This window comes from Citrobacter sp. A316 (assembly GCF_002042945.1).
Lineage (GTDB): Bacteria > Pseudomonadota > Gammaproteobacteria > Enterobacterales > Enterobacteriaceae > Citrobacter > Citrobacter portucalensis.
Genome location: NZ_MVFZ01000011.1, coordinates 105374 through 129664, shown reverse-complemented (window position 1 = coordinate 129664; position 24291 = coordinate 105374). Strand labels below are relative to the sequence as shown.

At 53.9% G+C, this 24291-nt stretch carries 21 protein-coding genes and 1 other RNA gene; 13 read left to right on the top strand and 9 right to left on the bottom strand.

Features of this window, described 5'->3' with window-relative positions:
* The first annotated feature begins 183 nt into the window (after positions 1–183).
* From argO to BZK41_RS14990, 3 genes are all read left to right on the top strand, one after another.
* On the top strand, positions 184–819 hold the full coding sequence (argO, locus tag BZK41_RS15000; protein WP_079938692.1) for an arginine exporter ArgO: 636 nt from the start codon (positions 184–186) through the stop codon (positions 817–819).
* 93 nt (positions 820–912) lie between these two features.
* A complete protein-coding gene (locus BZK41_RS14995) occupies positions 913–1659 on the top strand; it encodes an oxidative stress defense protein (RefSeq protein ID WP_003825465.1) in 747 nt (248 codons plus the stop codon).
* 123 nt (positions 1660–1782) lie between these two features.
* Complete coding sequence (locus tag BZK41_RS14990) at positions 1783–2679, top strand: LysR family transcriptional regulator (RefSeq protein ID WP_079938655.1); 897 nt, start codon at positions 1783–1785, stop codon at positions 2677–2679.
* Here BZK41_RS14990 and BZK41_RS14985 read toward each other — a convergent pair.
* From BZK41_RS14985 to BZK41_RS14955, 6 genes are all read right to left on the bottom strand, one after another.
* The gene (locus tag BZK41_RS14985; RefSeq protein WP_079938654.1) at positions 2676–4142 is read right to left on the bottom strand and encodes an acetyl-CoA hydrolase/transferase family protein; all 1467 of its coding nucleotides are present in this window, start codon (positions 4140–4142) and stop codon (positions 2676–2678) included. The genes BZK41_RS14990 and BZK41_RS14985 overlap by 4 nt on opposite strands.
* A 24-nt stretch (positions 4143–4166) precedes the next feature.
* On the bottom strand, positions 4167–4952 hold the full coding sequence (gene scpB / locus BZK41_RS14980) for a methylmalonyl-CoA decarboxylase (RefSeq protein ID WP_079938652.1): 786 nt from the start codon (positions 4950–4952) through the stop codon (positions 4167–4169).
* Positions 4953–4962: 10 nt separating this feature from the next.
* The gene (gene meaB / locus BZK41_RS14975) at positions 4963–5958 is read right to left on the bottom strand and encodes a methylmalonyl Co-A mutase-associated GTPase MeaB (RefSeq protein WP_079938651.1); all 996 of its coding nucleotides are present in this window, start codon (positions 5956–5958) and stop codon (positions 4963–4965) included.
* Positions 5951–8095: a methylmalonyl-CoA mutase gene (gene scpA / locus BZK41_RS14970; RefSeq protein ID WP_079938649.1), complete on the bottom strand. Its 2145-nt coding sequence runs from the start codon at positions 8093–8095 to the stop codon at positions 5951–5953. The genes meaB and scpA overlap by 8 nt, the downstream gene beginning before the upstream one ends.
* Before the next feature lie 231 nt (positions 8096–8326).
* Positions 8327–9220: a DNA-binding transcriptional regulator ArgP gene (gene argP / locus BZK41_RS14960; protein WP_079938647.1), complete on the bottom strand. Its 894-nt coding sequence runs from the start codon at positions 9218–9220 to the stop codon at positions 8327–8329.
* Positions 9221–9280: 60 nt separating this feature from the next.
* Positions 9281–9907 carry an NAD(P)H-dependent oxidoreductase gene (locus tag BZK41_RS14955; RefSeq protein WP_079938646.1) on the bottom strand — a complete coding sequence of 209 codons (627 nt, stop codon included), beginning with the start codon at positions 9905–9907 and terminating at the stop codon, positions 9281–9283.
* A gap of 100 nt (positions 9908–10007) precedes the next feature.
* Here BZK41_RS14955 and BZK41_RS14950 point away from each other — a divergent pair, with 100 nt between their 5' ends.
* From BZK41_RS14950 to serA, 3 genes are all read left to right on the top strand, one after another.
* The gene (locus BZK41_RS14950; protein WP_079938645.1) at positions 10008–10904 is read left to right on the top strand and encodes a LysR substrate-binding domain-containing protein; all 897 of its coding nucleotides are present in this window, start codon (positions 10008–10010) and stop codon (positions 10902–10904) included.
* Positions 10905–10957: 53 nt separating this feature from the next.
* The gene (rpiA, locus tag BZK41_RS14945) at positions 10958–11617 is read left to right on the top strand and encodes a ribose-5-phosphate isomerase RpiA (RefSeq protein WP_003825479.1); all 660 of its coding nucleotides are present in this window, start codon (positions 10958–10960) and stop codon (positions 11615–11617) included.
* A 271-nt stretch (positions 11618–11888) separates the two neighbouring features.
* The gene (gene serA / locus BZK41_RS14940) at positions 11889–13121 is read left to right on the top strand and encodes a phosphoglycerate dehydrogenase (protein WP_079938643.1); all 1233 of its coding nucleotides are present in this window, start codon (positions 11889–11891) and stop codon (positions 13119–13121) included.
* Positions 13122–13385: 264 nt separating this feature from the next.
* On the opposite strand, the gene BZK41_RS14935 is transcribed toward serA, so the two are convergent.
* From BZK41_RS14935 to zapA, 3 genes are all read right to left on the bottom strand, one after another.
* On the bottom strand, positions 13386–13994 hold the full coding sequence (locus tag BZK41_RS14935) for a 5-formyltetrahydrofolate cyclo-ligase (protein WP_079938641.1): 609 nt from the start codon (positions 13992–13994) through the stop codon (positions 13386–13388).
* Between the two features lie 19 nt (positions 13995–14013).
* Positions 14014–14197: non-coding RNA, 6S RNA (ssrS, locus tag BZK41_RS14930), on the bottom strand.
* 41 nt (positions 14198–14238) lie between these two features.
* The gene (gene zapA, locus BZK41_RS14925) at positions 14239–14568 is read right to left on the bottom strand and encodes a cell division protein ZapA (protein WP_003026980.1); all 330 of its coding nucleotides are present in this window, start codon (positions 14566–14568) and stop codon (positions 14239–14241) included.
* Positions 14569–14735: 167 nt separating this feature from the next.
* Between zapA and BZK41_RS14915 the strand changes: the two genes are divergently transcribed.
* From BZK41_RS14915 to gcvP, 7 genes are all read left to right on the top strand, one after another.
* Positions 14736–15314 carry a YecA family protein gene (locus tag BZK41_RS14915; protein ID WP_003026978.1) on the top strand — a complete coding sequence of 193 codons (579 nt, stop codon included), beginning with the start codon at positions 14736–14738 and terminating at the stop codon, positions 15312–15314.
* Positions 15315–15338: 24 nt separating this feature from the next.
* Entirely contained in the window at positions 15339–16664 is a 1326-nt protein-coding gene (gene pepP / locus BZK41_RS14910) for a Xaa-Pro aminopeptidase (protein ID WP_079938640.1), read from the top strand.
* Complete coding sequence (ubiH, locus tag BZK41_RS14905) at positions 16661–17839, top strand: 2-octaprenyl-6-methoxyphenyl hydroxylase (protein WP_079938639.1); 1179 nt, start codon at positions 16661–16663, stop codon at positions 17837–17839. Before pepP ends, ubiH begins: the two co-directional genes overlap by 4 nt.
* A gap of 115 nt (positions 17840–17954) precedes the next feature.
* Complete coding sequence (gene ubiI / locus BZK41_RS14900) at positions 17955–19157, top strand: FAD-dependent 2-octaprenylphenol hydroxylase (RefSeq protein WP_079938638.1); 1203 nt, start codon at positions 17955–17957, stop codon at positions 19155–19157.
* Between the two features lie 452 nt (positions 19158–19609).
* Positions 19610–20704, top strand: coding sequence for a glycine cleavage system aminomethyltransferase GcvT (gene gcvT, locus BZK41_RS14895; protein ID WP_003825494.1), 1095 nt, complete (start codon positions 19610–19612; stop codon positions 20702–20704).
* Between the two features lie 25 nt (positions 20705–20729).
* Positions 20730–21119, top strand: a complete 390-nt coding sequence (gene gcvH, locus BZK41_RS14890) for a glycine cleavage system protein GcvH (RefSeq protein ID WP_003026965.1) — start codon at positions 20730–20732, stop codon at positions 21117–21119.
* A gap of 245 nt (positions 21120–21364) precedes the next feature.
* Positions 21365–24238 (top strand): aminomethyl-transferring glycine dehydrogenase, encoded by a 2874-nt coding sequence (gcvP, locus tag BZK41_RS14885; protein WP_079938637.1) that lies wholly within the window; start codon positions 21365–21367, stop codon positions 24236–24238.
* Positions 24239–24291 lie beyond the last annotated feature (53 nt).

Below are 24291 nucleotides of genomic sequence, written 5' to 3'. Positions count from 1 at the left end.
GCCCGGTGGCGCTTTCGCTTACCGGGCCGACAAAAGCTGTAGGCCGGACAAGGCGTCAGCCGTTGTCCGGCATTTTCCCTCCGGTATTAATTCCTCTTATCCCTGATTAAAATTATCCATTTCCGCTAATGTTTTCCCCGCGCTATAGTCTGCTCCTAAGAGAAACAGTTCGGGATGATTAACGTGTTATCGTATTATTTTCAAGGGCTTGCACTAGGTGCAGCTATGATACTTCCGCTCGGTCCGCAAAACGCCTTCGTGATGAATCAGGGGATCCGTCGCCAGTATCACATCATGATTGCTTTACTCTGCGCTATCAGCGATTTAGTGCTGATTTGCGCGGGGATCTTTGGCGGTAGCGCCTTGCTGATGCAGTCGCTGTGGCTAATGGCGCTGGTCACCTGGGGTGGGGTGGCGTTTTTACTCTGGTACGGTTTCGGGGCGTTAAAAACGGCGATGAGCAGTAACCTGGAACTGGCCAGCGCCGAGGTGATGAAGCAGGGCCGCTGGAAAATCATCGCTACCATGCTGGCGGTGACTTGGCTCAACCCTCATGTTTACCTGGATACCTTTGTGGTGCTGGGGAGTCTGGGAGGGCAACTGGACGTTGAGCCGAAGCGCTGGTTTGCGCTGGGTACCGTCAGCGCTTCGTTTCTGTGGTTCTTCGGCCTGGCATTGCTGGCGGCCTGGCTGGCTCCGCGTCTGCGCACTGCTAAAGCACAGCGCATCATCAATACCCTGGTAGGATTGGTGATGTGGTTTATCGCTTTTCAGTTGGCAAAAGAAGGTGTTGCGCACGTTCATGCGTTGTTCAACTAAGTGTTGTCTGATGGACAACGCAGCGAGATCGGCTAAGCTTGCCTGCATGTGCCCTGAGTTTCGGGGTGATTAATGAAACATGGAGGAACGACCGTGAAGTTCAAAATAATGGCCCTGGCGGCATTAGTCGGATTCAGCGCACTATCGGTACAGGCAAATGAGCTGCCAAATGGACCGCACATCGTGACTTCCGGAACGGCAAGCGTGGATGCGACACCAGACATCGCTACTCTGGCGATTGAAGTGAACGTTGCTGCAAAGGATGCGGCTTCAGCGAAGAAGCAGGCCGATGAGCGCGTGGCGCAATATCTGTCCTTCCTTGAACAGAACCAGATAGCGAAGAAAGATATTAGCGCTGCAAACCTGCGCACCCAGCCGGACTACGACTACCAGAATGGTAAAAGCGTCCTTAAAGGCTATCGTGCGGTACGTACCGTTGAGGTCACGCTGCGTCAGCTGGACAAACTCAACGCGCTGCTCGATGGTGCACTGAAGGCCGGTCTGAATGAGATCCGTTCGGTATCGCTTGGCGTTGCCCAGCCAGATACTTACAAAGACAAAGCACGTAAAGCGGCAATTGATGATGCTATTCATCAGGCTGAGCAGTTGGCTGCGGGCTTTAACAGCAAACTGGGGCCCGTATACAGCGTGCGCTACCACGTTTCCAATTATCAACCGAGCCCGATGGTACGGATGATGAAAGCAGACGCGGCGCCTGCGACATCCGCTCAGGAAACCTACGAACAGCCGGTTATTCAGTTTGACGATCAGGTTGATGTGGTCTTCCAGATAGAGCCGACGGCGGGACAACCAGCAGCAACGCCAGCTAAAACCCAGTAATCATTGCAGACCCGGCTTTCCAGCCGGGTTTTTTCTGTGAGCAACTGTAAAAATGAGACCCCACATCCAGTCTTTTTTTTCGCCGTAATGAGGATAGGCCATAGCGATTTTTAAGGGGACGCTATGGATATTTTTATCTCGAAAAAGATGCGTAATTTCATTCTGCTGGCGCAAACCAATAACATCGCCAGAGCGGCAGAAAAAATACATATGACCGCATCGCCTTTCGGTAAAAGCATTGCCGCACTGGAAGATCAAATCGGCTATACGCTGTTTACCCGCAAAGATAACAACATCAGCCTGAATAAAGCCGGACAAGAGCTGTATCAGAAGCTGTTTCCCGTTTATCAGCGCCTCTCTGCCATCGATAACGAAATCCATAACGCCTCTCGCCGCTCGCGGGAAATCGTCATCGGTATCGACAATACCTACCCAACGATTATTTTTGACCAGTTGATTAGCCTTGGTGACAAGTATGACGGTGTGACAGCTCAGGCCGTTGAATTCAGCGAGAATGGGGTGATTGATAACCTGTTCGATCGCAAACTGGATTTTATTATCTCGCCGCAACACGTTTCTCCCCGCGTACAGGAACTGGAGAATCTGGCGATTAGCGAGCTGCCTCCTCTGCGTCTGGGTTTTCTCGTTTCCCGGCGCTACGAAGAAAAACAGCCACAGGATCTGCTGCGCGAGCTGCCATGGCTGCAAATGCGCTTCCAGAATCGCGCCAACTTTGAGGCGATGCTGGATGCATACATGCGGCCCTGCGGGATCAACCCGACGATTATCTACCGTCCGTACAGCTTTATGGCCAAAATTAGCGCCGTGGAGCGCGGACAGTTTTTGACGGTGATCCCTCATTTCGCCTGGCGGCTGGTGAACCCGTCGACGCTAAAGTATTTCGATGCACCCGGAAGTCCCATGTATATGCAGGAGTTTCTCTATTCGCTGAAAAATCATCGCTATACCGCCACCATGCTCGAGCATATTGCTGAGGATCGTGACGGTAGCGCAAATTAACCGAGCATCGATCCTGTTTCGAGAAGGTTGCGATGCAGATCGAACGCATGGCTGAGATCGTGATGGATATGTCCGCCGGGCGCTTTCTCCAGATAGCGGTGCAGGTAATCCCGGTAAAGAGGGTGTGCACAGTTATCGATAATCGTGTGCGCCCGCTGCATTGGAGATAACCCACGCAGATCGGCAATCCCTTGTTCGGTCACGATCACTTTAACGCTATGTTCGCTGTGGTCGACATGGCTGCACATCGGCACGATGGTGGAGATTTTCCCGCCTTTGGCAATCGACGGTGCCATAAAGATAGACAGGTAGGCGTTGCGCTCGAAATCCCCGCTGCCGCCAATGCCGTTCATCAGGTTCACCCCCGCAACGTGCGTGGAATTGGCATGGCCGTAGATATCAAACTCCAGACCGACGTTGAGCGCAATAACCCCCAGCCGTCGAATGATTTCCGGGTTATTGGAGATCTCCTGCGGACGCAGCACTATCCGGCTGGCGAAGAAGTCCATGTTGTCGTAAATCTTTTGTAGCGACGGGGCTGATATGGTCAGGCTGGAGGCGCTGGCTCCGGTTATCTTGCCCGTTTCCAGCAGATGCACCACCGATTCTTGCAACACCTCCGAATACATCATAAAAGGCGGAATATCCGGGCTTTCCCCCAGTCGCGCCATCACCGCGTTGTTGATATTGCCCACGCCGCTTTGTAAGGGCAGAAATTCCGCTGGAATGCGTTTGTGCGCCATTTCTGCCAGCAGGAAAGTGACTACGTTATCGGCAATTTGCTGGCTGACCGGATTGGTTTTATCCACCGCATTTCCGGCATCGGGCAGCTCGGTATCCACCACCGCAACCACTTTCTTCGGGTCTATCTGTACGCACTGGCTGCCCACGCGATCCATGGTATGAAATATGGGTACGCTGTTACGCCGCGGCGGCGCACCGGGTATTACGATGTCGGCAAACTCCGCCACGCGTGGATTATGGTAATGATTTAGCTCGATAATCACCTTTTTCGCCCGCAGCAGCCAGGTGGGTGCATTGCCAATACCGCTGGAAAGCCAAATCCGGCCATCTGGCGCGATGGCGGAGGCTTCAATGACGGCAACATCGATCTCACCAAAAAAGCCGTAATTAACCATTTGCGCCACTTCGCTCAAATGGAGATCGACAAACCTCACCTGGCCCTGATTAATTTTCTCGCGCAGGCCCGATGACGTTTGATAAGGCGCACGCCAGGAAACGGCATCCGCCGCGGATAGTACATCATCAGCGGCGGCACCAATTGATGCTCCGGTCAGCAGGCGGATCTGAAAAGGCTGTCCGTTTTGATGCTGTTCGCAGGCGCGTTGGGCAATTGCGGTGGGTAACGCTTTTGGCGAACCCGCGGGGGTAAAGCCGCTAAACGCCACCATATCATCGTGCTGGATAATTTCTGCCGCCTGTTCGGCGCTCATCCGTTTCATGGCCGTCTCCTTCCTCGGACGTGATTAATGGCCAACAAAGTTTGGTTTACGTTTTTCCATAAACGCGTTCATCCCTTCCTGATAATCCTCGCTGTCGTACACCGCGCGGCGCATGCCCTGAATACGCTCGAATTCGTCTGAGTTCATGGTGTGTGCTTCACCCAGCACGCGCAGTTCTTCTTTGATGACGGCGATGGCCAGCGGCGCTTTTTCCGAGATGTGGTGTGCCATTTGCAGAGTGAAATCTTCCAGTTCTTCGACGGGCACGACATGGTTAAGGATCCCGACCGCCATGGCGCGTTGAGCGGTAATAGGCGAAGCGGTAAAAATCAGCTCTTTAACGATGTGAAAACCAGCGTCGCGGGTCAGGTTGTGGATGCCCACCAGGTTATACGGTACGCCAAGGTTGACCGGGGTCATTGAGAAGGTGGACGTTTCAGCGGCGATGATGAGATCGGAACTCATGATCATTTCAAACGCGCCGCCCCAGACGCTGCCTTCGACCATGGAGATCACCGGTTTCGGATATTTTTGGATCATACGGGTGATCTGACGCAGCGGATCGTCATAGGAGAGCGGATCGCGACGTCCGGTCGGGAGTTCATGAATATCATGCCCGGCAGAGAACACTTTGGCCCCGCTCGGGGCGCGCAGAATGATGCAGCGAATGTCCGCACGATTGAGATCGCTCAGCGCCTGCATCAGATCGTCAATAAACACTTTACTCAGGGCATTGAGCTTGCGGGCGTAATTGAACTCAATAACCGCGACTTTCTGGATGATGACCACGTTGACGTATTGATAAGGCATAATGTTCTCTTTATTGAAAGTAATGATGCTGGATAAATTCGCTGATGTGCCGCAGGCCGGTGCGCGGCGAAAGATCATTGTTTTTGACGGCCTGTAGCGTCTGCTGGAAATAGCGGTCGAAATCAGTGCGGGCAAACAACAGATGCAGGGCTTCTTCTTCAGCCTGCTGGTGTAACCAGTCCACCGCCTGTTGCTGGCGAACTTTTTCCAGTCGACCGCTGGCGGTCAGGCACGTTTTAAAATCGGTTATCGCCTGCCAGACCTCCTCAATGCCGCGTTTTTCCAGGGCGCTACAGGTTAATACTCGCGGCTGCCATTCGTCATATTTGCGGCGCAGAATATGCAGGGCGGATTCGTACATATGGCGGGCGATGGCCACGCTGGTATGGTTATCACCGTCGTCCTTATTGATGACGACCAGATCCGCCATTTCCATCAGGCCTTTTTTGATGCCCTGTAAATCGTCGCCACCGCCAGCGATTTGCAGTGAGATAAAGCAATCCACCATGCCTGCGACTTCGGTTTCTGACTGCCCTACGCCGACGGTTTCTACAATCACCACGTCAAAGCCAGCCGCTTCGCACAGCAATATTAATTCGCGGGCGCGCTGGCTGGCACCGCCTAGATGACCGCTGGAAGGGACCGGGCGAATAAACGCAGATTCGGCGCGGGCCAGCTCCGTCATGCGGGTTTTATCGCCAAGAATGCTGCCGCCGCTGACCGGGCTGCTGGGATCGACGGCGATCACCGCTACCCGTAATCCGTGGCGGATAAGCAGCATGCCGAATGCTTCCAGGAAAGTGCTTTTGCCCGCGCCCGGCGTACCGGTGATCCCTAAGCGCAGGGCGTTACCGGTGAACGGCATAATCGCGTCCAGCAATTGCGTACTCAGCGGCTGGTGGCGCGGGTGGTTGCTTTCGACCAGCGTCATTGCCTGGGCGAGCGTAGCCCGTTCACCGAGTCGCAAGCGGCGGACAGTATCCTCAAGCGTGGCGGCGTTAATCATGATGCTGACTGATACGGGTTAACACATCGTGGACGCTGTCGAGCATTGGTGTGCCGGGGCCATAAATGGCTGCCACGCCATGTTCGTGCAGGAAAGCGTAATCCTGCGGCGGAATAACACCTCCTGCTACCACGCAGATATCTTCACGCCCCCATTTTTTGAGTGCGGTAACCAGTTCCGGGATCAGCGTTTTATGGCCGGCGGCCAGCGATGAGGCACCAATCACATGCACATCGTTTTCTACCGCCAGGCGGGCGATCTCTTCCGGTGTGGAGAACATCGGGCTGAGATCGACATCAAAGCCGAGATCGGAGTAGGCGCTGGCGATCACCTTCGCGCCGCGATCGTGGCCGTCCTGACCCATCTTGGCGATCAGAATACGCGGGCGGCGGCCATTTTCCGCGAGGAACTGTTCGGTTTGCGCAACGATGGCATCGAACTCATCGGCGGATTTATCTGACTGATGATAGCTTTGCGCAATCACTCCGGTGACACACTGGCTGGGAACCAGATAGCGATCAAAAGCGACTTCCAGCGCGTCGGAGATTTCACCGAGCGTGGCGCGAACGCGAGCGGCGTTGATGGCGGCGGCCAGCAGGTTTTCATTATGCTGTGCGGCGTGGGTCAGCGCGGATAGCGCGGCCTTGACGGCATCGTTGTCGCGGGTGGTGCGGATATGTTTCAGCGAGGCAATCTGCTCGTTGCGCACCTTCACGTTGTCGATCTCCAGTACCGACGTTTCATCTTCTTTATCCAGCTTGTACTTGTTGACGCCGACGATGACGCGTTTACCCTGGTCGATCAGCGACTGTTCGCGCGCGGAAGCTTCTTCGATCATCCGTTTAGGGAGCCCGGCTTCAATCGCTTTCGCCATGCCGCCTGCCTCATCAATCTGTTTGATGATCGTGCGTGCCTGCTTCACGATTTGATCGGTGAGTGACTCGACGTAATACGATCCGGCCAGCGGATCAACGGTGCGGCAGATCTCTGATTCTTCCTGAATGATGATTTGCGTATTACGCGCAATACGGGCGGAGAAATCGGTGGGCAGACCGAGCGCTTCATCAAAGGCGTTGGTATGCAGCGACTGGGTGCCGCCAAGCGTAGCGCCGAGTGCTTCAATAGTGGTTCGTACCACGTTGTTATATGGATCCTGCTCGGTCAGGCTCCAGCCAGACGTCTGGCAGTGGGTACGCAGAGCGAGAGACTTCGGGTTGGTCGCGCCAAAACTGCTGACCGCTTCGCTCCACAGATACCGCGCCGCGCGCAGCATGGCGACGTTCATAAACAGATCCATGCCAATGCCGAAGAAGAACGACAGGCGCGGGGCGAAGTCATCAATTTTCAGTCCGGCGGAGAGTGCGGCTTTGATGTATTCAATGCCGTCTGCCAGCGTAAACGCTACCTGCTGCACGCAGTTCGCTCCGGCTTCACCCATGTGATAGCCGCTGATACTGATGGTGTTAAAGCGCGGCATGTTGCCGGAGCACCAGGCGATGATGTCGGCGATAATGCGCATGGACGGTTTTGGTGGATAAATGTAGGTGTTGCGGCACAGGTACTCTTTCAGAATATCGTTCTGAATGGTCCCGGTGAGTTGTTCCGGCGCTACGCCTTGTTCTTCTGCCGCGACGATATAAAACGCCAGCACTGGCAGCACCGCGCCGTTCATGGTCATCGATACCGACATCTTATCCAGCGGGATCTGGTCGAACAGTACCTTCATATCTTCGACGGTATCGATCGCCACGCCCGCTTTGCCGACGTCACCTGATACGCGCGGGTTGTCAGAGTCATAGCCACGATGGGTGGCAAGGTCAAAGGCGACGGAAAGCCCTTTTTGCCCGGCTGCGAGGTTACGGCGGTAGAAGGCGTTGGACTCTTTGGCGGTAGAGAAACCGGCGTACTGACGAATGGTCCACGGCTGCGCGGTATACATGGTGGCGCGCGGGCCACGCACGTAAGGCGGCAGGCCGGGCAGGGTGCCCGTGACTTCCAGATTATCAAGGTCCGCTTCGGTATACAGCGGCTTGATAGCAATCCCTTCCCCCGTCTGTCTTTCCAGCGAGTCGACGGTTTTTTCCCGTCGACTGAGTTCTTTATTGGCGAGTGTTTTCCACTCCTGCACGTTTGCCATTTTTTGCTCCGTATTACGCAATAAGTTGAATCTTTGCGAATACGGTGTGCTTTTTCATTTGGCTTGTCGCCAGCAAAAAATAGCCAACAAGGCGTCGTTTTTTGCCGCGTGGTGTGCTTTATTTTGTGATGTATTTCAAAGACGTGGCGGGAATAGCATGAAAAGAGGGTAAAGGCTTATAGGCCGGATAAGACGTTACGCCCCCATCCGGCACTTAAGGTTATGAACGGTTTAATCCTGACGCAGTACGTTATGACCGTACGCAAGCAGCGCATCAGTGACGTTACGCATCATGCGGCTTTCTGGGGCAAAACGGTGCCAGTACAGCATCCGGCGCTGGAACAGGCCCGGCGTTAAGTCGATAAGCTCGCCGCTTGCCAGTTCTTTCTCAATCTGCAAGTGGGGGATCATGCAGCAGGTCGTTCCCTGACGCGCCAATTGAACAAAGGCTTCAGACGAGTTAACGATATGGCACGGCACGCTGCCCGGAGGCAGGTCGAAGTTTTGTTGCAGGAACGCCTGGTGCATATCATCAAGATGGTCAAACGCTACCGCTGGGGCTTTCAGCAGGGCAGCGCGGGTGACGCCGTTAGGGAAATAACGCTCGGCGAAAGGTTTAGAACCAACAAACAGGTAGTCCAGCGCCCCGAGTTTATCCACCAGGCAGCTTGGCAGCGCCTGATGTTGAATACTCACCGCACCAACCACTTCACCACGACGCAGACGTTCCTGCGTGCGGGTTTCATCCTCAACCTGCAGGTTCAGCCGAATCGGCGAATTTGCCAGTACCGGGGCCAGCGCCGGAAGTAACCAGGTCGCCAGACTGTCGGCGTTCACCGCCAGCGAGAGCAGCAGCGGCGTCGAACCGGTTTGTTCATCTCCCAGCCACTCGTCTTCCAGCAGTTCAACCTGACGCAAAAGCGCCAGTAGTTTCTGCCCCTGTTCGGTTGGGCGAGGCGGTACGGTACGCACCAGCAGCGGTTGTCCGAACATATTCTCAAGCTGTTTTATGCGCTGTGAAACTGCGGATTGTGTGATGCACAGCTTTTGCGCTGCACGCTCAAATCCTCGTTCACGAATAACCGCATCCAGTGCTTGTAGTGTTCTGTAGTCCGGACGTTTCATTGCTTTGACGCACTCCTGAAATTTTTGTTAGTCCTGCACTATGACACAATTTTTGATTGGTTACAGACCCTTTAACGCATGCTTCAGCATATCGGGTATCAATGCCAGCGCATTTTTTTCCGCGAGTGTTCGACCCGGGGTTGTTTTATCTACCCCTTCAGCGGGCAAAATATGGATATTGGTAATACCCAGCAAATTCAGCACTGATTGTAGATAGCTTTCCTGATGATCTAACGCCAGATGCTCAATATCTGAATAAATGCCGCCGCGTGTGGACACAATGAACGTCGGTTTGTCGGTCAGTAATCCAACTGCGCCTGTAGACGTGAAACGAAATGTCAGGCCAGCCTGGCAAACCTGATCTATCCAGCTTTTTAGGCCAGAGGAAACTGAGTGGTTGATCATCGGTGCGCCAATCACCAGGACATCACAGTCGTTCAACTCCTTAATCGAGTTTTTGATATCTGTCACTTCGCGCTGCGTTTGCGCATTCGGTGATATTAATTTCCCCGTAAGTGCTAAAAAAGTCTCTTCACGTAAATGGGGAGGCGGCATGCATCCTAGATCGCGGCTAATCACATTGGCTTTGGGGAAGCGTTGGCAGATAGCTGTTGTCAGCGCCTGGCTCAGTTTTCGTGAACTTGAGCTATGGATCATCGGGCTACTATCGATATGAAGAATATTCATTTTGTTCATCTCATTAAAAGCGTGAGATCAGTTTAACTGTTGTTTTAATGGTGATTAAATAGATGATATTGAACTTCATTGTTGTGATAAAAGAACAATTATGATCGACTGGAATGACTATTGGTATTTTGCATTGATTGCGCAAGAGGGCAGCTATAGTCGGGCGGCTGTGCGTGCGGGGGTGTCTAAGTCGGTGCTCAGCAGACGAATATCAGCATTAGAGGAGCGACTGGGCGTACGTCTTATCCAGCGAACAACCCGACGTTTGGCGCTGACGACTGTTGGGGAGCAATTTGCGCAGGAATGTCAGACGCTGGTCATTCAAAGTGAGCGGGCGCGGGCGGTGGTACAGGCGGTACAGGAATATCCGCAGGGGACATTGCGGATTAGCGCTCCGGTATTTATGGCGGAAACCTGGCTGGGTGAGTTTATTAGTGAATTTATTGCGCGTTGGCCGCAGACAATTTTGCAGCTTATTGCCGTTAATCGATCGGTAGATATGATTGCTGAAGGTATTGATATTGCATTGTCAGCCAGTTCTGAATCGCTACCTGATTCTTCGTTGCACTATAAAAAACTTGATACACAGTTCGATATTCTGGTCGCCAGCCCTCAATGGATTGCCCAATTTCCTAATTTAAAAAGCATCAGCGATCTGGAAGGGGTTCCGGCAATGGTGAGGCATGGTGGAGATCGGGCGCATCAGTGGCATTTAACTAATGACCGCCAGGAGATAATGCTGACGGTTTCTCCGCGTCTGCATTCTAATAATTTACGCGTTCTGTTGCAGGCGGCGACAGGAGGAAATGGCGTAGCATTGTTACCACTTTCTGCCTGTAAGGAGGAATTGAAGGCGGGGGCATTGGTGCAGCTTTTTCCTGAATGGCGTAGCCTGCCAAAGCAGATTTATGTGCTATTTCCTGGAAGCAGAGGAATGCCCGCCATTGCGCGCTATTTCATCGATGAGTTAACAACACGGCTTGCTGACAGGGGTTAATTACCGTTTTTTGTATATAATACGCCTGAATTCACACCACAGGCGAAACGATCATGACGCAGGATGAACTGAAAAAAGCAGTAGGATGGGCGGCACTTCAGTATGTACAGCCCGGCACCATTGTGGGCGTAGGTACAGGTTCAACAGCCGCACACTTTATTGATGCGCTGGGCACAATGAAAGGCCAGATTGAAGGTGCGGTATCCAGTTCGGACGCCTCGACCGAAAAACTCAAAAGTCTTGGCATCCACGTGTTCGATCTTAACGAAGTTGATAGTCTCGGCGTATACGTTGACGGCGCGGATGAAATTAACGGCCACATGCAGATGATCAAGGGCGGCGGCGCAGCGTTGACCCGTGAAAAAATCATTGCTTCCGTGGCGAAGAAATTTATCTGCATTGCCGACGCATCCAAAGAAGTGGATATTCTCGGTAACTTCCCGCTGCCGGTTGAAGTGATCCCAATGGCGCGCAGCGCTGTGGCTCGCCAGTTGGTGAAGCTGGGCGGTCGTCCTGAATACCGTCAGGGCGTAGTGACGGACAATGGCAACGTGATCCTTGATGTACACGGTCTGGAGATCCTCGACGCCATCGCGATGGAAAACGCCATCAATGCGATTCCGGGCGTGGTAACCGTCGGTCTGTTTGCTAACCGTGGTGCGGATGTCGCGCTGATCGGTACGCCAGACGGCGTGAAAACTATCGTAAAATGATCTGACGGGAGTGTCTTCTCCCGTTAAAAAAAATTTGGCAGGGCAAATTTGGTGACTTGTGTCACGTTTATAATATTGTCCTGCCGATCTCTCCAAAGAAAAAGTTATCGCCAGTATTTTCCTCTGACATTTCTCTCTGAATGACATTTCTTCAGCATGGCGACGCAAACGTTCATATTGCCGCAATATTTTTTTTTGATATGTTGAAGAGACGGATGAAAATCCCACACACAACACATCAGTTTGAACAAAAAAAGACAGGGTCGGGGAAATGGCAAAGGTATCACTGGAGAAAGATAAGATTAAATTTCTGCTGGTTGAAGGCGTGCATCAAAAAGCGCTCGAAAGCCTTCGTGCAGCAGGTTATACCAACATCGAGTTTCACAAAGGCGCTCTGGACACTGAACAACTGAAAGAGTCCATCCGTGATGCCCACTTCATTGGCCTGCGATCCCGTACCCATCTGACTGAAGATGTGATTGACGCCGCAGAGAAACTGGTCGCGATTGGCTGTTTCTGTATCGGCACCAACCAGGTTGATCTCAGCGCTGCAGCAAAGCGCGGGATCCCCGTGTTTAACGCACCATTCTCTAACACGCGTTCCGTTGCAGAACTGGTGATTGGCGAACTGCTGCTACTGCTACGCGGCGTACCCGAAGCGAACGCCAAAGCACACCGCGGCGTGTGGAATAAACTGGCTACCGGCTCGTTTGAAGCACGTGGCAAAAAACTGGGGATCATCGGCTACGGCCACATTGGTACTCAACTGGGTATTCTGGCTGAATCGCTGGGGATGCATGTTTATTTCTATGATATTGAAAATAAACTCCCGCTCGGCAACGCCACGCAGGTGCAGCATCTTTCCGACCTGCTCAATATGAGCGACGTGGTGAGTCTGCACGTACCTGAAAATGCCTCCACTAAAAACCTGATGGGTGCGCGTGAGATTTCGCTGATGAAACCGGGCGCGCTGCTAATTAACGCCGCACGCGGTACGGTTGTTGATATTCCTGCGCTGTGCGACGCGTTAGCGAGCAAGCACCTGGCAGGGGCAGCAATCGACGTATTCCCAACCGAGCCGGCAAGCAACAGCGATCCTTTCACTTCGCCGCTGTGTGATTTCGACAACGTGATCCTGACGCCGCACATTGGTGGTTCAACGCTGGAAGCACAGGAAAACATCGGTCTGGAAGTGGCTGGGAAACTGACCAAGTATTCCGACAACGGCTCTACGCTGTCTGCAGTTAACTTCCCGGAAGTTTCGCTGCCGCTGCACGGCGGTCGTCGTCTGATGCACATTCACGAAAACCGTCCGGGCGTACTGACTGCGCTGAACCAGATTTTTGCCGAGCAGGGCGTCAACATTGCCGCACAGTATCTGCAGACTTCCGCACAGGTAGGTTATGTGGTTATCGATATTGAAGCGGATGAAGATGTGGCAGAGAAAGCGCTGCTGGCGATGAAAGCCCTTCCGGGAACCATTCGCGCTCGTCTGCTGTACTGATTTCCTCTACATGGGCAGGCGGTTGACCTGCCCATTATTTCCTCTGATTTCCCGGCCTCAAAATCTCTTCCTGTAACGCATACATCCTATTTTCGAGCCTTGCCGCAATTGGTAACTAAAGGATGTGCTGCGTGTTGTACAGCAATAAAAGGAATTTACGCCAGGAGCGCAGCATAGCGCTGGAACGGGAAAGTCCCTGGCGAAGCAGGGGCTCTAAAAAGGAAAGGGACGATGATGAGATACGTCATCATGCTGCTGATCCTGTTAATTATCGCTTGGCCACTCCCAAATTTTGGACGGCGTCACCACCGCAGGCAGCGGGATATCCCATTCTTCGACAGGCAGCTTTTCCACTCGCTGACAATCGTGCGCGTAGCCTACGGGCTGGATCTTATGCTGCTGCCAGTTTTGTAGCGTTCGATCGTAAAATCCACCGCCCATACCCAGGCGCTGTCCGTCTTCATCAAACGCCACTAACGGCGTAATCAGTACATCCAGCTGTGAGAGCGGCAATACGTCACGGACATCAAGCCGTGGTTCCTGGATCTTTAAACGATTGGTTACCAGGTCGCTGTGCGGATGATAGTGCAGGAACAGCAGGTTGCCAGGGCTGAAGGGATGAAGAACCGGAAGATAGACGCGCTTGCCCGCTTGCCACAGCTGATCTATTAGCGGCTGGGTATCGAGTTCGCCATCGAACGAGAGGAATACCGCCACCGTATGAGCGAGTACAACAGGGGGAAAGCTGAGCATTCGGATCGCGGCTTGCTGACCGTATTGTCGTTGCTGTTCGGAGGTAAGCGCACGACGACGCTGCCGAATCAGTTGACGGATTTCTTGTCGGGATAAAGGGAGTTCAGAAAGTAATGTCATGGCTGTTGCCAGGTAGAAGGGAATCTCCGAGATGCCGCCGCAGGCTGTAACCCTTGAACCCTTGGTTCAAGGTGAATGCGTCGTCACAGTTTTAAGGCTTCTCGGACGGGCCGAGCATGCTCACCAACCGTGGAGCGCCACATTCTTGTGGTATGAAATATCGGCTCAGGGGACTGGCCCGCTTGCAAACATCTCAGAGAAATTTTGTCTTCACGGTCACTCTACCACAGTAAACCGAAAAGTGTTATTCAAAGTTTTGGCCCGTTTTTTCGGTTATGCGACCCTGATCAAGCAACGCCTGTTCGATGGTCTGTTGTAGCATCCGAATACGTTGTTCCATGCTCGCCGCGTACTCACGCGTCTTCGCTTTTTCCTGAGTTAATTCATAGCTGATGTTCAACGCGGCGATGAAAACCAACTGCTCAGTATTTGTGACTCTAGTGCGAACTTTCAGATCTTGCAATCGCTGATTGAGATCGTCCGCGGCCTGATTCAACGCATCCCTTTGTTCAGGCGGGCAATTCACTCGCAGTGAACGGCCAAATATTTGGATATCGACGGGTTGTGCAGACATGCCACCTTCCTGCTGATTGACTGCGCTGCCTTCGTCTCCAGACCGTGGGTCCGCGAAGGGGCGACACTATAGCTACCCTGGTATCAAGATACAAGCCCTTTTCTGGTCCACCAGGGTCCAAAGTGGTAGCATACCATGAATATTCCTCCCTTTGATGACGAATGCTTATGTCTATACAGAACGAAATGCCTGGTTACAACGAAGTTAGCCAGTTTTTGAACCAACAAGGGGCTGGATTAACCCCGGCCGAAATGCACGGCTTGATAAGCGGAATGATTTGCGGCGGAAACAACGACAGCTCATGGCAGCCGCTGCTGCATGACCTGACGAACGAAGGTCTGGCCTTTGGTCACGAGCTGGCTCAGGCGCTGCTGAAAATGCACTCTGCCACCAGTGATGCCCTCGAAGACGACGGCTTCCTTTTTCAGCTTTATCTGCCTGAAGGGGATGACGTCAGCGTGTTCGATCGCGCCGATGCGCTGGCGGGATGGGTAAACCACTTTTTACTGGGCCTTGGCGTCACGCAGCCGAAGCTCGACAAAGTGACCGGCGAAACCGGGGAAGCGATTGACGACCTGCGCAATATCGCTCAGTTGGGATATGACGAAGACGAAGATCAGGAAGAGCTGGAAATGTCGCTCGAAGAGATCATCGAATACGTGCGCGTAGCCGCCTTGCTGTGCCATGACACGTTTACGCGTCAGCAGCCGACCGCGCCGGAAGTCCGTAAACCGACTCTGCACTAAGAACGAAACGCAAAGGAGAGTGTGATGAGCGAGATATCTCAGCAAGAATTCCAGCGTCGTCGCCAGGCTTTACTGGCACAAATGCAGCCCGGCAGCGCCGCGCTGATTTTTGCCGCACCGGAAGCGACGCGTAGCGCGGACAGTGAATACCCCTACCGCCAAAGCAGTGATTTCTGGTACTTCACCGGTTTTAACGAGCCTGAAGCCGTGCTGGTGCTGATCAAAAGTGATGACACTCATAACCACAGCGTTTTGTTCAATCGGGTTCGCGATCTGACGGCGGAAATCTGGTTTGGCCGCCGTCTGGGCCAGGATGCTGCCCCGGCAAAACTTGGCGTTGACCGGGCGCTGGCCTTCAGTGAAATCAACCAACAGCTGTATTTGCTGCTCAATGGTCTGGACGCGGTATACCACGCTCAGGGCGAGTATGCCTGGGCCGACGAAATTGTATGCACGGCGCTGGATAAACTGCGCAAAGGCTCCAGACAAAATCTGCACGCGCCTGCCGCGATTATCGACTGGCGTCCAATGGTGCATGAGATGCGCCTGTTCAAATCACCGGAAGAAATTGCGGTCATGCGTCGTGCCGGAGAAATCACCGCGCTGGCGCATACCCGTGCGATGGAAAAATGCCGTCCGGGGATGTTTGAATACCAGTTAGAAGGGGAGATTCACCACGAATTTACCCGTCATGGCGCGCGTTATCCGTCCTATAACACGATTGTCGGCAGCGGTGAAAACGGCTGTATCCTGCATTACACCGAAAATGAAAGTGAAATGCGCGATGGCGATCTGGTGCTGATCGACGCTGGCTGTGAATATAAAGGCTATGCGGGCGACATTACGCGTACCTTTCCGGTGAACGGTAAATTTACCCCAGCACAGCGTGAAATCTACGATATCGTGCTGGAATCCTTAGAGACCAGCCTGCGTCTGTATCGTCCCGGAACGTCCATTCAGGAAGTCACTGGCGAAGTGGTGCGCATCATGATTATGGGCCTGGTGAAACTCGGTATTCTGCACGGTGATGTCGATCAGTTGATTACTGAAAATGCGCATCGCCCATTCTTTATGCATGGTCTAAGCCACTGGCTTGGGCTGGATGTGCACGACGTCGGCGTTTATGGTCAGGACCGCTCACGTATTCTTGAGCCGGGTATGGTACTCACCGTCGAGCCGGGACTGTATATCGCGCCGGACGCCGATGTACCGCCGGCTTATCGTGGTATCGGCATTCGTATTGAGGATGACATCCTCATCACCGAGGACGGCAATGAAAACCTGACCGCCAGCGTAGTGAAGAAAGCCGATGACATTGAAGCCTTAATGGCTGCGGCGCGACTGCAATGAGCGTAATTATCGTCGGTGGTGGTATGGTTGGCGCGACGCTGGCGCTGGCCATTTCTCAGCTCAGCCATGGGACTCTGCCGGTTCATCTGATAGAAGCGAGCGAACCTGAAACTGACCGCCATCCTGGGTTTGATGCCCGGGCGATCGCGCTGGCGGCAGGTACCTGCCAACAGTTGGCGCGAATTGGCGTATGGCAGGCGATTGCCGATTGCGCAACGGCCATTAAAACGGTTCACGTCAGCGATCGCGGCCATGCCGGATTTGTGACGCTGGATGCGCAGGAATACCGTATTTCGGCTCTGGGCCAGGTGGTAGAACTGCACGACGTCGGGCTGCGTCTGTTTGCGCTGCTGCGCAAAGCGCCGGGCGTCACATTGCACTGCCCCGACCGCGTAGCCAGCGTGTCGCGCACGCAGGAGCGCGTTGAAGTAACGCTGGAAAATGGTGAGATGATTTCCGGTCGCCTGCTGGTGGCTGCTGACGGCACGCGTTCCACACTGGCGACTGCCTGCGGTGTTGACTGGCTGCAACAGCCTTATGAGCAACTGGCGGTGATTGCCAACGTCACGACCTCGGTCCCGCACGACGGGCGAGCGTTTGAACGCTTCACGCAATATGGCCCGCTGGCAATGCTGCCGATGTCTGACGGTCGCTGCTCGCTGGTGTGGTGCCATCCACTGGAGCAGCGTGATGAGATCTTGGCCTGGTCCGACGAACAGTTTTGCCGTGAACTGCAAACCGCGTTTGGCTGGCGACTGGGACGTATTACCCAGGCTGGTAAACGCAGCGCTTATCCGCTTTCGTTAACTACGGCGCTGAAAGCGATTACCCATCGTACCGTGCTGGTTGGGAACGCAGCCCAGACGCTGCATCCTATTGCCGGACAAGGTTTTAACCTTGGTCTGCGTGACGTAATGAGCCTGGCTGAGACGTTGACGCAGGCGCAAAACAACGCGGAAGATATCGGTGATTATGCGGTGCTGGCACGCTATCAGCAGCGTCGCGAGCGCGATCGTGATACGACGATTGGTGTGACCAACAATTTAGTGTATTTGTTTGCTAATCGCTGGGCTCCGCTGGTTGTTGGGCGCAACGTCGGGCTGATGGCGATGGAATTATTCACCCCTGCGCGCGATGCGCTGGCGGAGCGGACCCTGGGTTGGGTTGCACGATAAATATGACCTGTAGGCCGGATAAGGCAACGCCGACATCCGGCAAGGGTCCCCGCAAAAATGTCTGATGGCGCTGCGCTTATCAGGCCTACGGATTACAGGTTTCGAGGTATAAACAGTGCAAAGTGTTGATGTAGCAATTGTTGGTGGCGGCATGGTGGGACTGGCGGTTGCCTGCGGCCTGCAGGGCAGTGGGTTGCGCGTTGCTGTATTAGAACAACATGTTCCGCAGCCATTGGCGGCGGATGCACCTCCTCAGCTTCGAGTATCGGCAATTAATGCAGCCAGCGAAAAACTGCTTACCCGTCTTGGCGTCTGGTCCGACATTGTTGCCCGTCGCGCTTGCTGCTACCACGGCATGGAAGTCTGGGACAAAGACAGCTTTGGACGCATTGCGTTTGATGACCAGAGCATGGGCTACAGCCATTTGGGCCACATCGTTGAAAACTCAGAAATCCATTATGCACTGTGGCAAAAGGCACAGCGTTCACCTGATATTACGCTGATGGCACCCGCTGAATTACAGCAGGTGGCCTGGGGCGAGAACGAGGCATTTCTGAGCCTGAAAGATGGCACAATGTTGACGGCGCGTCTGGTCGTCGGTGCTGATGGTGCTAACTCCTGGCTGCGCAACAAAGCAGATATTCCGCTCACCTTCTGGGATTATCGTCATCATGCGCTGGTGGCGACTATCCGTACGCAGGAAGCACACGGTGCGGTTGCGCGTCAGGCGTTCCACGGCGAGGGTATTCTGGCATTCCTGCCGCTCAGAGATCCACACCTGTGTTCTATCGTCTGGTCGCTCTCGCCGCAGGAAGCAGAACGTATGCAGCAGGCAAGCGTTGAAGAGTTTAATCAGGCGCTGAATATCGCCTTTGATAACCGTCTGGGACTGTGCAGCCTTGAAAGCGAACGTCAGGCGTTTCCGCTGACGGGACGCTATGCCCGCCAGTTCGCGGCCCATCGTCTGGCGCTGGTTGGGGATGCGGCGCATACCATCCACCCGTTGGCGGGTCAGGGGGTTAACCTTGGCTTTATGGATGCGGCGGAGCTGATCGATGAACTTAAGCGGCTACAGCGTCAGGGTAAAGATATTGGTCAGTATCTCTATTTACGCCGCTACGAACGCAGCCGTAAGCACAGCGCGGCGCTGATGCTGGCGGGGATGCAGGGTTTCCGTGAACTGTTTGCAGGCGAGAATCCGGCGAAAAAACTGCTACGCGATATTGGGCTGAAATTGGCCGATACCCTCCCGGGCGTAAAACCACAACTCATCCGCCAGGCGATGGGACTGAATGATCTTCCTGAGTGGTTACGTTAGTGTCCGTAAGGACAATCTTAAGAATTTGAGACCCGTCACACTTTCCTCTCCCGGCCTGCGCGCCGGGGTGCTTCTCTCATTTGAAATAATCTAATTCCACGCCTTTTTTCGCATTAGTTTTTCTAATATTACGTTTTTTTCATAACGCCATTTTTGACATTTTTTCCACATTTAATGTGGGTTAGTGCTGTAAGTTTGCGCTTATCTTTGTTTGTTATTCTGATTAATTACTATATGCATGGAGTTTTATTCTGTTGACGATCTGGCTGTTTTTCGCCATAAGCTAATGTGATGGTTAATTTTGACTTATGGTTTAGCGTCTATTTCGGTGGTAAGTTCAGGACAAAGAGAACGTTTGCGTCGTAGCCCCAGGAGCGGCTGCGGTGCTGGGTTTCGTGGCGAAAATTTCACCGCGAAAGAGTTGGTAGCCCCGCTTATTCAACGAGGAAAAGATGGCTCAACAGACTCCTTTGTACGAACAACACACGCTATGTGGCGCGCGCATGGTCGATTTCCATGGCTGGATGATGCCACTGCATTACGGTTCTCAGCTCGATGAACACCATGCTGTTCGCACCGATGCCGGTATGTTTGATGTGTCGCATATGACCATCGTCGACCTGCGCGGTAGCCGCACCCGGGAGTTCTTGCGTTATCTGTTGGCAAACGACGTCGCGAAGCTAACGAAGACGGGTAAAGCCCTCTACTCCGGGATGCTCAACGCTTCGGGCGGCGTGATAGATGACCTGATTGTCTACTACTTCACTGAAGATTTCTTCCGCCTCGTTGTAAACTCCGCCACCCGCGAAAAAGACCTCTCCTGGATTACCCAACACGCTGAACCTTACGCCATCGACATCACCGTTCGTGACGACCTGTCGCTAATTGCGGTGCAGGGTCCAAATGCGCAGGAAAAAGCAGCTACGTTGTTTACTGACGAGCAGCGTCATGCGGTTGAAGGCATGAAGCCGTTTTTCGGCGTTCAGGCGGGTGATTTGTTTATTGCAACCACCGGTTATACCGGCGAAGCAGGTTATGAAATTGCCATGCCGAATGAAAAAGCAGCAGATTTCTGGCGTGCGCTGGTACAGGCTGGTGTCAAACCTTGTGGTCTCGGCGCGCGCGACACCCTGCGTCTGGAAGCGGGTATGAACCTGTACGGCCAGGAGATGGACGAAGGTATTTCTCCGCTCGCGGCCAACATGGGCTGGACCATCGCGTGGGAACCGGCTGACCGCGACTTTATTGGTCGTGAAGCGCTGGAAATGCAGCGTGAGAAAGGCCACGAACAGCTGGTCGGACTGGTGATGACCGAGAAGGGCGTGCTGCGTAATGAACTGCCGGTACGTTTCACCGATGCTTCTGGCAACCAGCACGAAGGCATTATCACCAGTGGCACATTCTCCCCAACCCTGGGTTACAGCATCGCGTTGGCGCGTGTCCCTGCGGGTATCGGTGAGACCGCGATCGTACAGATCCGTAACCGTGAAATGCCGGTAAAAGTGACTAAACCTGTTTTTGTGCGTAACGGCAAAGCCGTCGCGTAATTCATCCTTTTTTGGAGATTGATTGATGAGCAACGTACCTGCAGAACTGAAATACAGCAAAGAACACGAATGGCTGCGCAAAGAAGCTGACGGCTCTTACACCGTGGGCATCACAGAACACGCTCAGGAGTTGTTAGGTGACATGGTTTTCGTTGACCTGCCAGAAGTTGGCGCCACCGTCAGCGCGGGCGATGATTGCGCCGTTGCGGAGTCCGTAAAAGCGGCATCCGATATCTATGCGCCAGTAGGCGGTGAGATTGTTGCGGTTAACGATGCGCTCAGCGACTCCCCGGAACTGGTCAACAGCGAACCGTATGCAGGCGGCTGGATTTTCAAAATCAAAGCCAGCGATGAAAGCGAAATTGAATCGCTGCTGGATGCGACCGCATACGAAGCATTGTTAGAAGACGAATAAATACGCTTCATTCTTCACGTTGCAGGTGTGTTGGCTTCCTCGCTCACCCCAGTCACTTACTTATGTAAGCTCCTGGGGATGCGCTGCGTCGCCGCGTTACTCGGCCCTTGGCCTCGCCCCTACGGGGCCAGCGCAAGCGCTGTTCAAACTGGCGTAGCCAGTTTGTCCTGCAACGCGAATTATTTTGCGTATTCAGGTAAGTAGAGACACCTACGATTCACTGCACGTTTCAGGAACCATCGCCCATGACACAGACGTTAAGCCAGCTTGAAAACAGCGGCGCTTTCATTGAACGCCACATCGGACCGGACGCCGCGCAGCAGCAAGAGATGCTGAATGCGGTTGGCGCCGAGTCGTTAAACGCGCTGATCGGCCAGATTGTGCCGAAAGACATTCAGCTCGCAACCCCGCCACAGGTGGGCGAGGCGGCGACCGAATACGCTGCGCTGGCTGAATTAAAAGCCATCGCCGGGCGTAACAAGCGCTTCACGTCCTACATTGGCATGGGCTACACCGCCGTGCAGTTGCCGCCGGTTATTCTGCGTAACATGCTGGAAAACCCAGGTTGGTACACCGCATATACGCCGTATCAGCCGGAAGTCTCTCAGGGGCGTCTGGAAGCTCTGCTGAACTTCCAACAGGTCACACTGGACCTGACGGGGCTGGATATGGCTTCCGCTTCTCTGCTGGATGAAGCCACTGCGGCGGCTGAAGCCATGGCGATGGCCAAACGCGTCAGCAAACTGAAAAATGCCAACCGTTTCTTTGTGGCGGCTGATGTTCATCCGCAAACGCTGGACGTGGTTCGCACCCGTGCAGAAACCTTTGGTTTTGACGTCATTGTTGATGATGCGGCGAAAGCGCTGGATCACCAGGATGTGTTTGGCGTGCTGTTGCAGCAGGTTGGCACCACCGGTGAAGTGCACGACTACAGCAAACTAATTGCTGAGCTGAAATCCCGTAAAGTTGTGGTTAGCGTTGCGGCCGACTTTATGGCGCTGGTACTGCTGACTGCTCCGGGCAAACAGGGCGCGGATATCGTTTTCGGCTCTGCGCAACGCTTCGGTGTACCGATGGGTTATGGTGGCCCACACGCGGCATTCTTCGCCGCTAAAGACGAATTCAAACGCTCCATGCCAGGCCGTATTATCGGCGTATCGAAAGATGCGGCGGGCAATACCGCACTGCGCATGGCGATGCAGACTCGCGAACAGCATATCCGCCGCGAGAAAGCGAACTCCAACATTTGTACCTCACAGGTTCTGCTGGCCAACATCGCCAGTTTGTATGCCGTTTATCATGGTCCGGTTGGCCTGAAACGTATCGCTAATCGCATCCATCGCCTGACTGATATTCTGGCGGCCGGTCTGCAGCAGAAAGGACTGAAGCTGCGTCATGCGCACTACTTCGACACTCTGTGTGTTGAAGTGACCGACAAAGCGGCTGTTCTGGCACGTGCTGAAGCGGCAGAAATCAACCTGCGTAGCGATATCCATAACGCGGTAGGTATTACGCTCGATGAAACCACCACCCGTGAAAACGTGGTGCAGTTGTTTAATGTTCTGCTGGGCGACAGTCACGGCCTGAATATCGATACGCTGGATAAAGACGTGGCGCTCGACAGCCGTTCCATTCAGGACAGCATGCTGCGTGACGATGCGATCCTCAGCCATCCGGTGTTTAATCGCTATCACAGCGAAACCGAGATGATGCGCTACATGCACTCGCTGGAGCGCAAAGATCTGGCACTGAACCAGGCGATGATCCCGCTGGGTTCTTGCACCATGAAGCTGAACGCCGCCGCCGAGATGATCCCTATCACCTGGCCGGAATTCGCTGAACTTCACCCGTTCTGCCCGCCAGAGCAGGCAGAAGGTTATCACCAGATGATCGGCCAGCTTTCCGAGTGGCTGGTAAAACTGACCGGTTATGACGCTGTCTGCATGCAGCCGAACTCCGGCGCACAGGGCGAGTATGCGGGTCTGCTGGCGATTCGTCACTATCACGAAAGCCGTAACGAAGGCCATCGCGATATCTGTCTGATCCCGGCTTCTGCCCACGGTACCAACCCGGCATCCGCACAGATGGCGGGGATGCAGGTTGTGGTTGTCGCTTGTGATAAGAACGGCAACATCGACCTGGACGATCTGCGAGCAAAAGCAGAACAACATGCTGCGAACCTCTCATGCATCATGGTGACCTATCCGTCTACTCACGGCGTGTATGAAGAAACGATCCGTGAAGTGTGCGACGTTGTACACCAGTTTGGCGGCCAGGTTTACCTTGATGGCGCGAACATGAACGCTCAGGTTGGGATCACCACGCCGGGCTTTATCGGCGCAGATGTCTCGCACCTCAACCTGCATAAAACATTCTGCATTCCGCACGGCGGCGGCGGCCCGGGTATGGGACCGATTGGCGTCAAATCACATCTGGCGCCGTTCGTACCGGGTCACAGCGTAGTGCAGATTGAAGGAATGCTCACCCGTCAGGGCGCAGTTTCTGCGGCGCCGTTCGGTAGCGCATCTATTCTGCCAATCAGCTGGATGTACATCCGTATGATGGGCGCAGAAGGTCTGAAGCAGGCAAGCCAGGTGGCGATCCTTAACGCTAACTATATTGCCAGCCGTCTGAAAGATGCTTATCCGGTACTGTATACCGGTCGCGATGGTCGCGTGGCGCATGAATGTATTCTCGACATTCGCCCACTGAAAGAAGAGACCGGCATCAGCGAACTGGATATTGCCAAGCGCCTGATCGATTACGGTTTCCATGCGCCGACCATGTCATTCCCGGTCGCGGGTACCCTGATGGTTGAACCGACTGAGTCTGAAAGCAAAGTGGAACTGGATCGCTTTATTAATGCGATGCTGGCAATCCGCGCTGAGATCGATCGCGTGAAAGCCGGTGAATGGTCACTGGAAGATAACCCGCTGGTTAACTCACCGCACACGCAAAACGAGCTGGTCGCGGAGTGGAATCACGGTTATAGCCGCGAAATCGCCGTCTTCCCGGCAGGTGTGGCGAACAAATACTGGCCAACCGTGAAACGCCTTGATGACGTTTACGGTGACCGTAACCTGTTCTGCTCCTGCGTGCCGATGAGCGAATATCAGTAACTTTTCCGCGCAGTAAAGCTTTTGTAGGCCGGGTAAGGCGAAGTCGCCTCCCG

What these genes read in the sequence shown, in the direction of transcription:
- zapA (WP_003026980.1), bottom strand. Translation starts at nt 14,568, where the DNA reads ATGTCTGCACAACCCGTCGATATCCAAATATTTGGCCGTTCACTGCGA.
- ubiH (WP_079938639.1), top strand. Translation starts at nt 16,661, where the DNA reads ATGAGCGTAATTATCGTCGGTGGTGGTATGGTTGGCGCGACGCTGGCG.
- pepP (WP_079938640.1), top strand. Translation starts at nt 15,339, where the DNA reads ATGAGCGAGATATCTCAGCAAGAATTCCAGCGTCGTCGCCAGGCTTTA.
- BZK41_RS14950 (WP_079938645.1), top strand. Translation starts at nt 10,008, where the DNA reads ATGATCGACTGGAATGACTATTGGTATTTTGCATTGATTGCGCAAGAG.
- BZK41_RS14935 (WP_079938641.1), bottom strand. Translation starts at nt 13,994, where the DNA reads ATGACATTACTTTCTGAACTCCCTTTATCCCGACAAGAAATCCGTCAA.
- scpA (WP_079938649.1), bottom strand. Translation starts at nt 8,095, where the DNA reads ATGGCAAACGTGCAGGAGTGGAAAACACTCGCCAATAAAGAACTCAGT.
- BZK41_RS14985 (WP_079938654.1), bottom strand. Translation starts at nt 4,142, where the DNA reads ATGAAACGGATGAGCGCCGAACAGGCGGCAGAAATTATCCAGCACGAT.
- serA (WP_079938643.1), top strand. Translation starts at nt 11,889, where the DNA reads ATGGCAAAGGTATCACTGGAGAAAGATAAGATTAAATTTCTGCTGGTT.
- rpiA (WP_003825479.1), top strand. Translation starts at nt 10,958, where the DNA reads ATGACGCAGGATGAACTGAAAAAAGCAGTAGGATGGGCGGCACTTCAG.
- gcvH (WP_003026965.1), top strand. Translation starts at nt 20,730, where the DNA reads ATGAGCAACGTACCTGCAGAACTGAAATACAGCAAAGAACACGAATGG.
- gcvT (WP_003825494.1), top strand. Translation starts at nt 19,610, where the DNA reads ATGGCTCAACAGACTCCTTTGTACGAACAACACACGCTATGTGGCGCG.
- BZK41_RS14990 (WP_079938655.1), top strand. Translation starts at nt 1,783, where the DNA reads ATGGATATTTTTATCTCGAAAAAGATGCGTAATTTCATTCTGCTGGCG.
- BZK41_RS14915 (WP_003026978.1), top strand. Translation starts at nt 14,736, where the DNA reads ATGTCTATACAGAACGAAATGCCTGGTTACAACGAAGTTAGCCAGTTT.
- meaB (WP_079938651.1), bottom strand. Translation starts at nt 5,958, where the DNA reads ATGATTAACGCCGCCACGCTTGAGGATACTGTCCGCCGCTTGCGACTC.
- argP (WP_079938647.1), bottom strand. Translation starts at nt 9,220, where the DNA reads ATGAAACGTCCGGACTACAGAACACTACAAGCACTGGATGCGGTTATT.
- scpB (WP_079938652.1), bottom strand. Translation starts at nt 4,952, where the DNA reads ATGCCTTATCAATACGTCAACGTGGTCATCATCCAGAAAGTCGCGGTT.
- gcvP (WP_079938637.1), top strand. Translation starts at nt 21,365, where the DNA reads ATGACACAGACGTTAAGCCAGCTTGAAAACAGCGGCGCTTTCATTGAA.
- BZK41_RS14955 (WP_079938646.1), bottom strand. Translation starts at nt 9,907, where the DNA reads ATGAATATTCTTCATATCGATAGTAGCCCGATGATCCATAGCTCAAGT.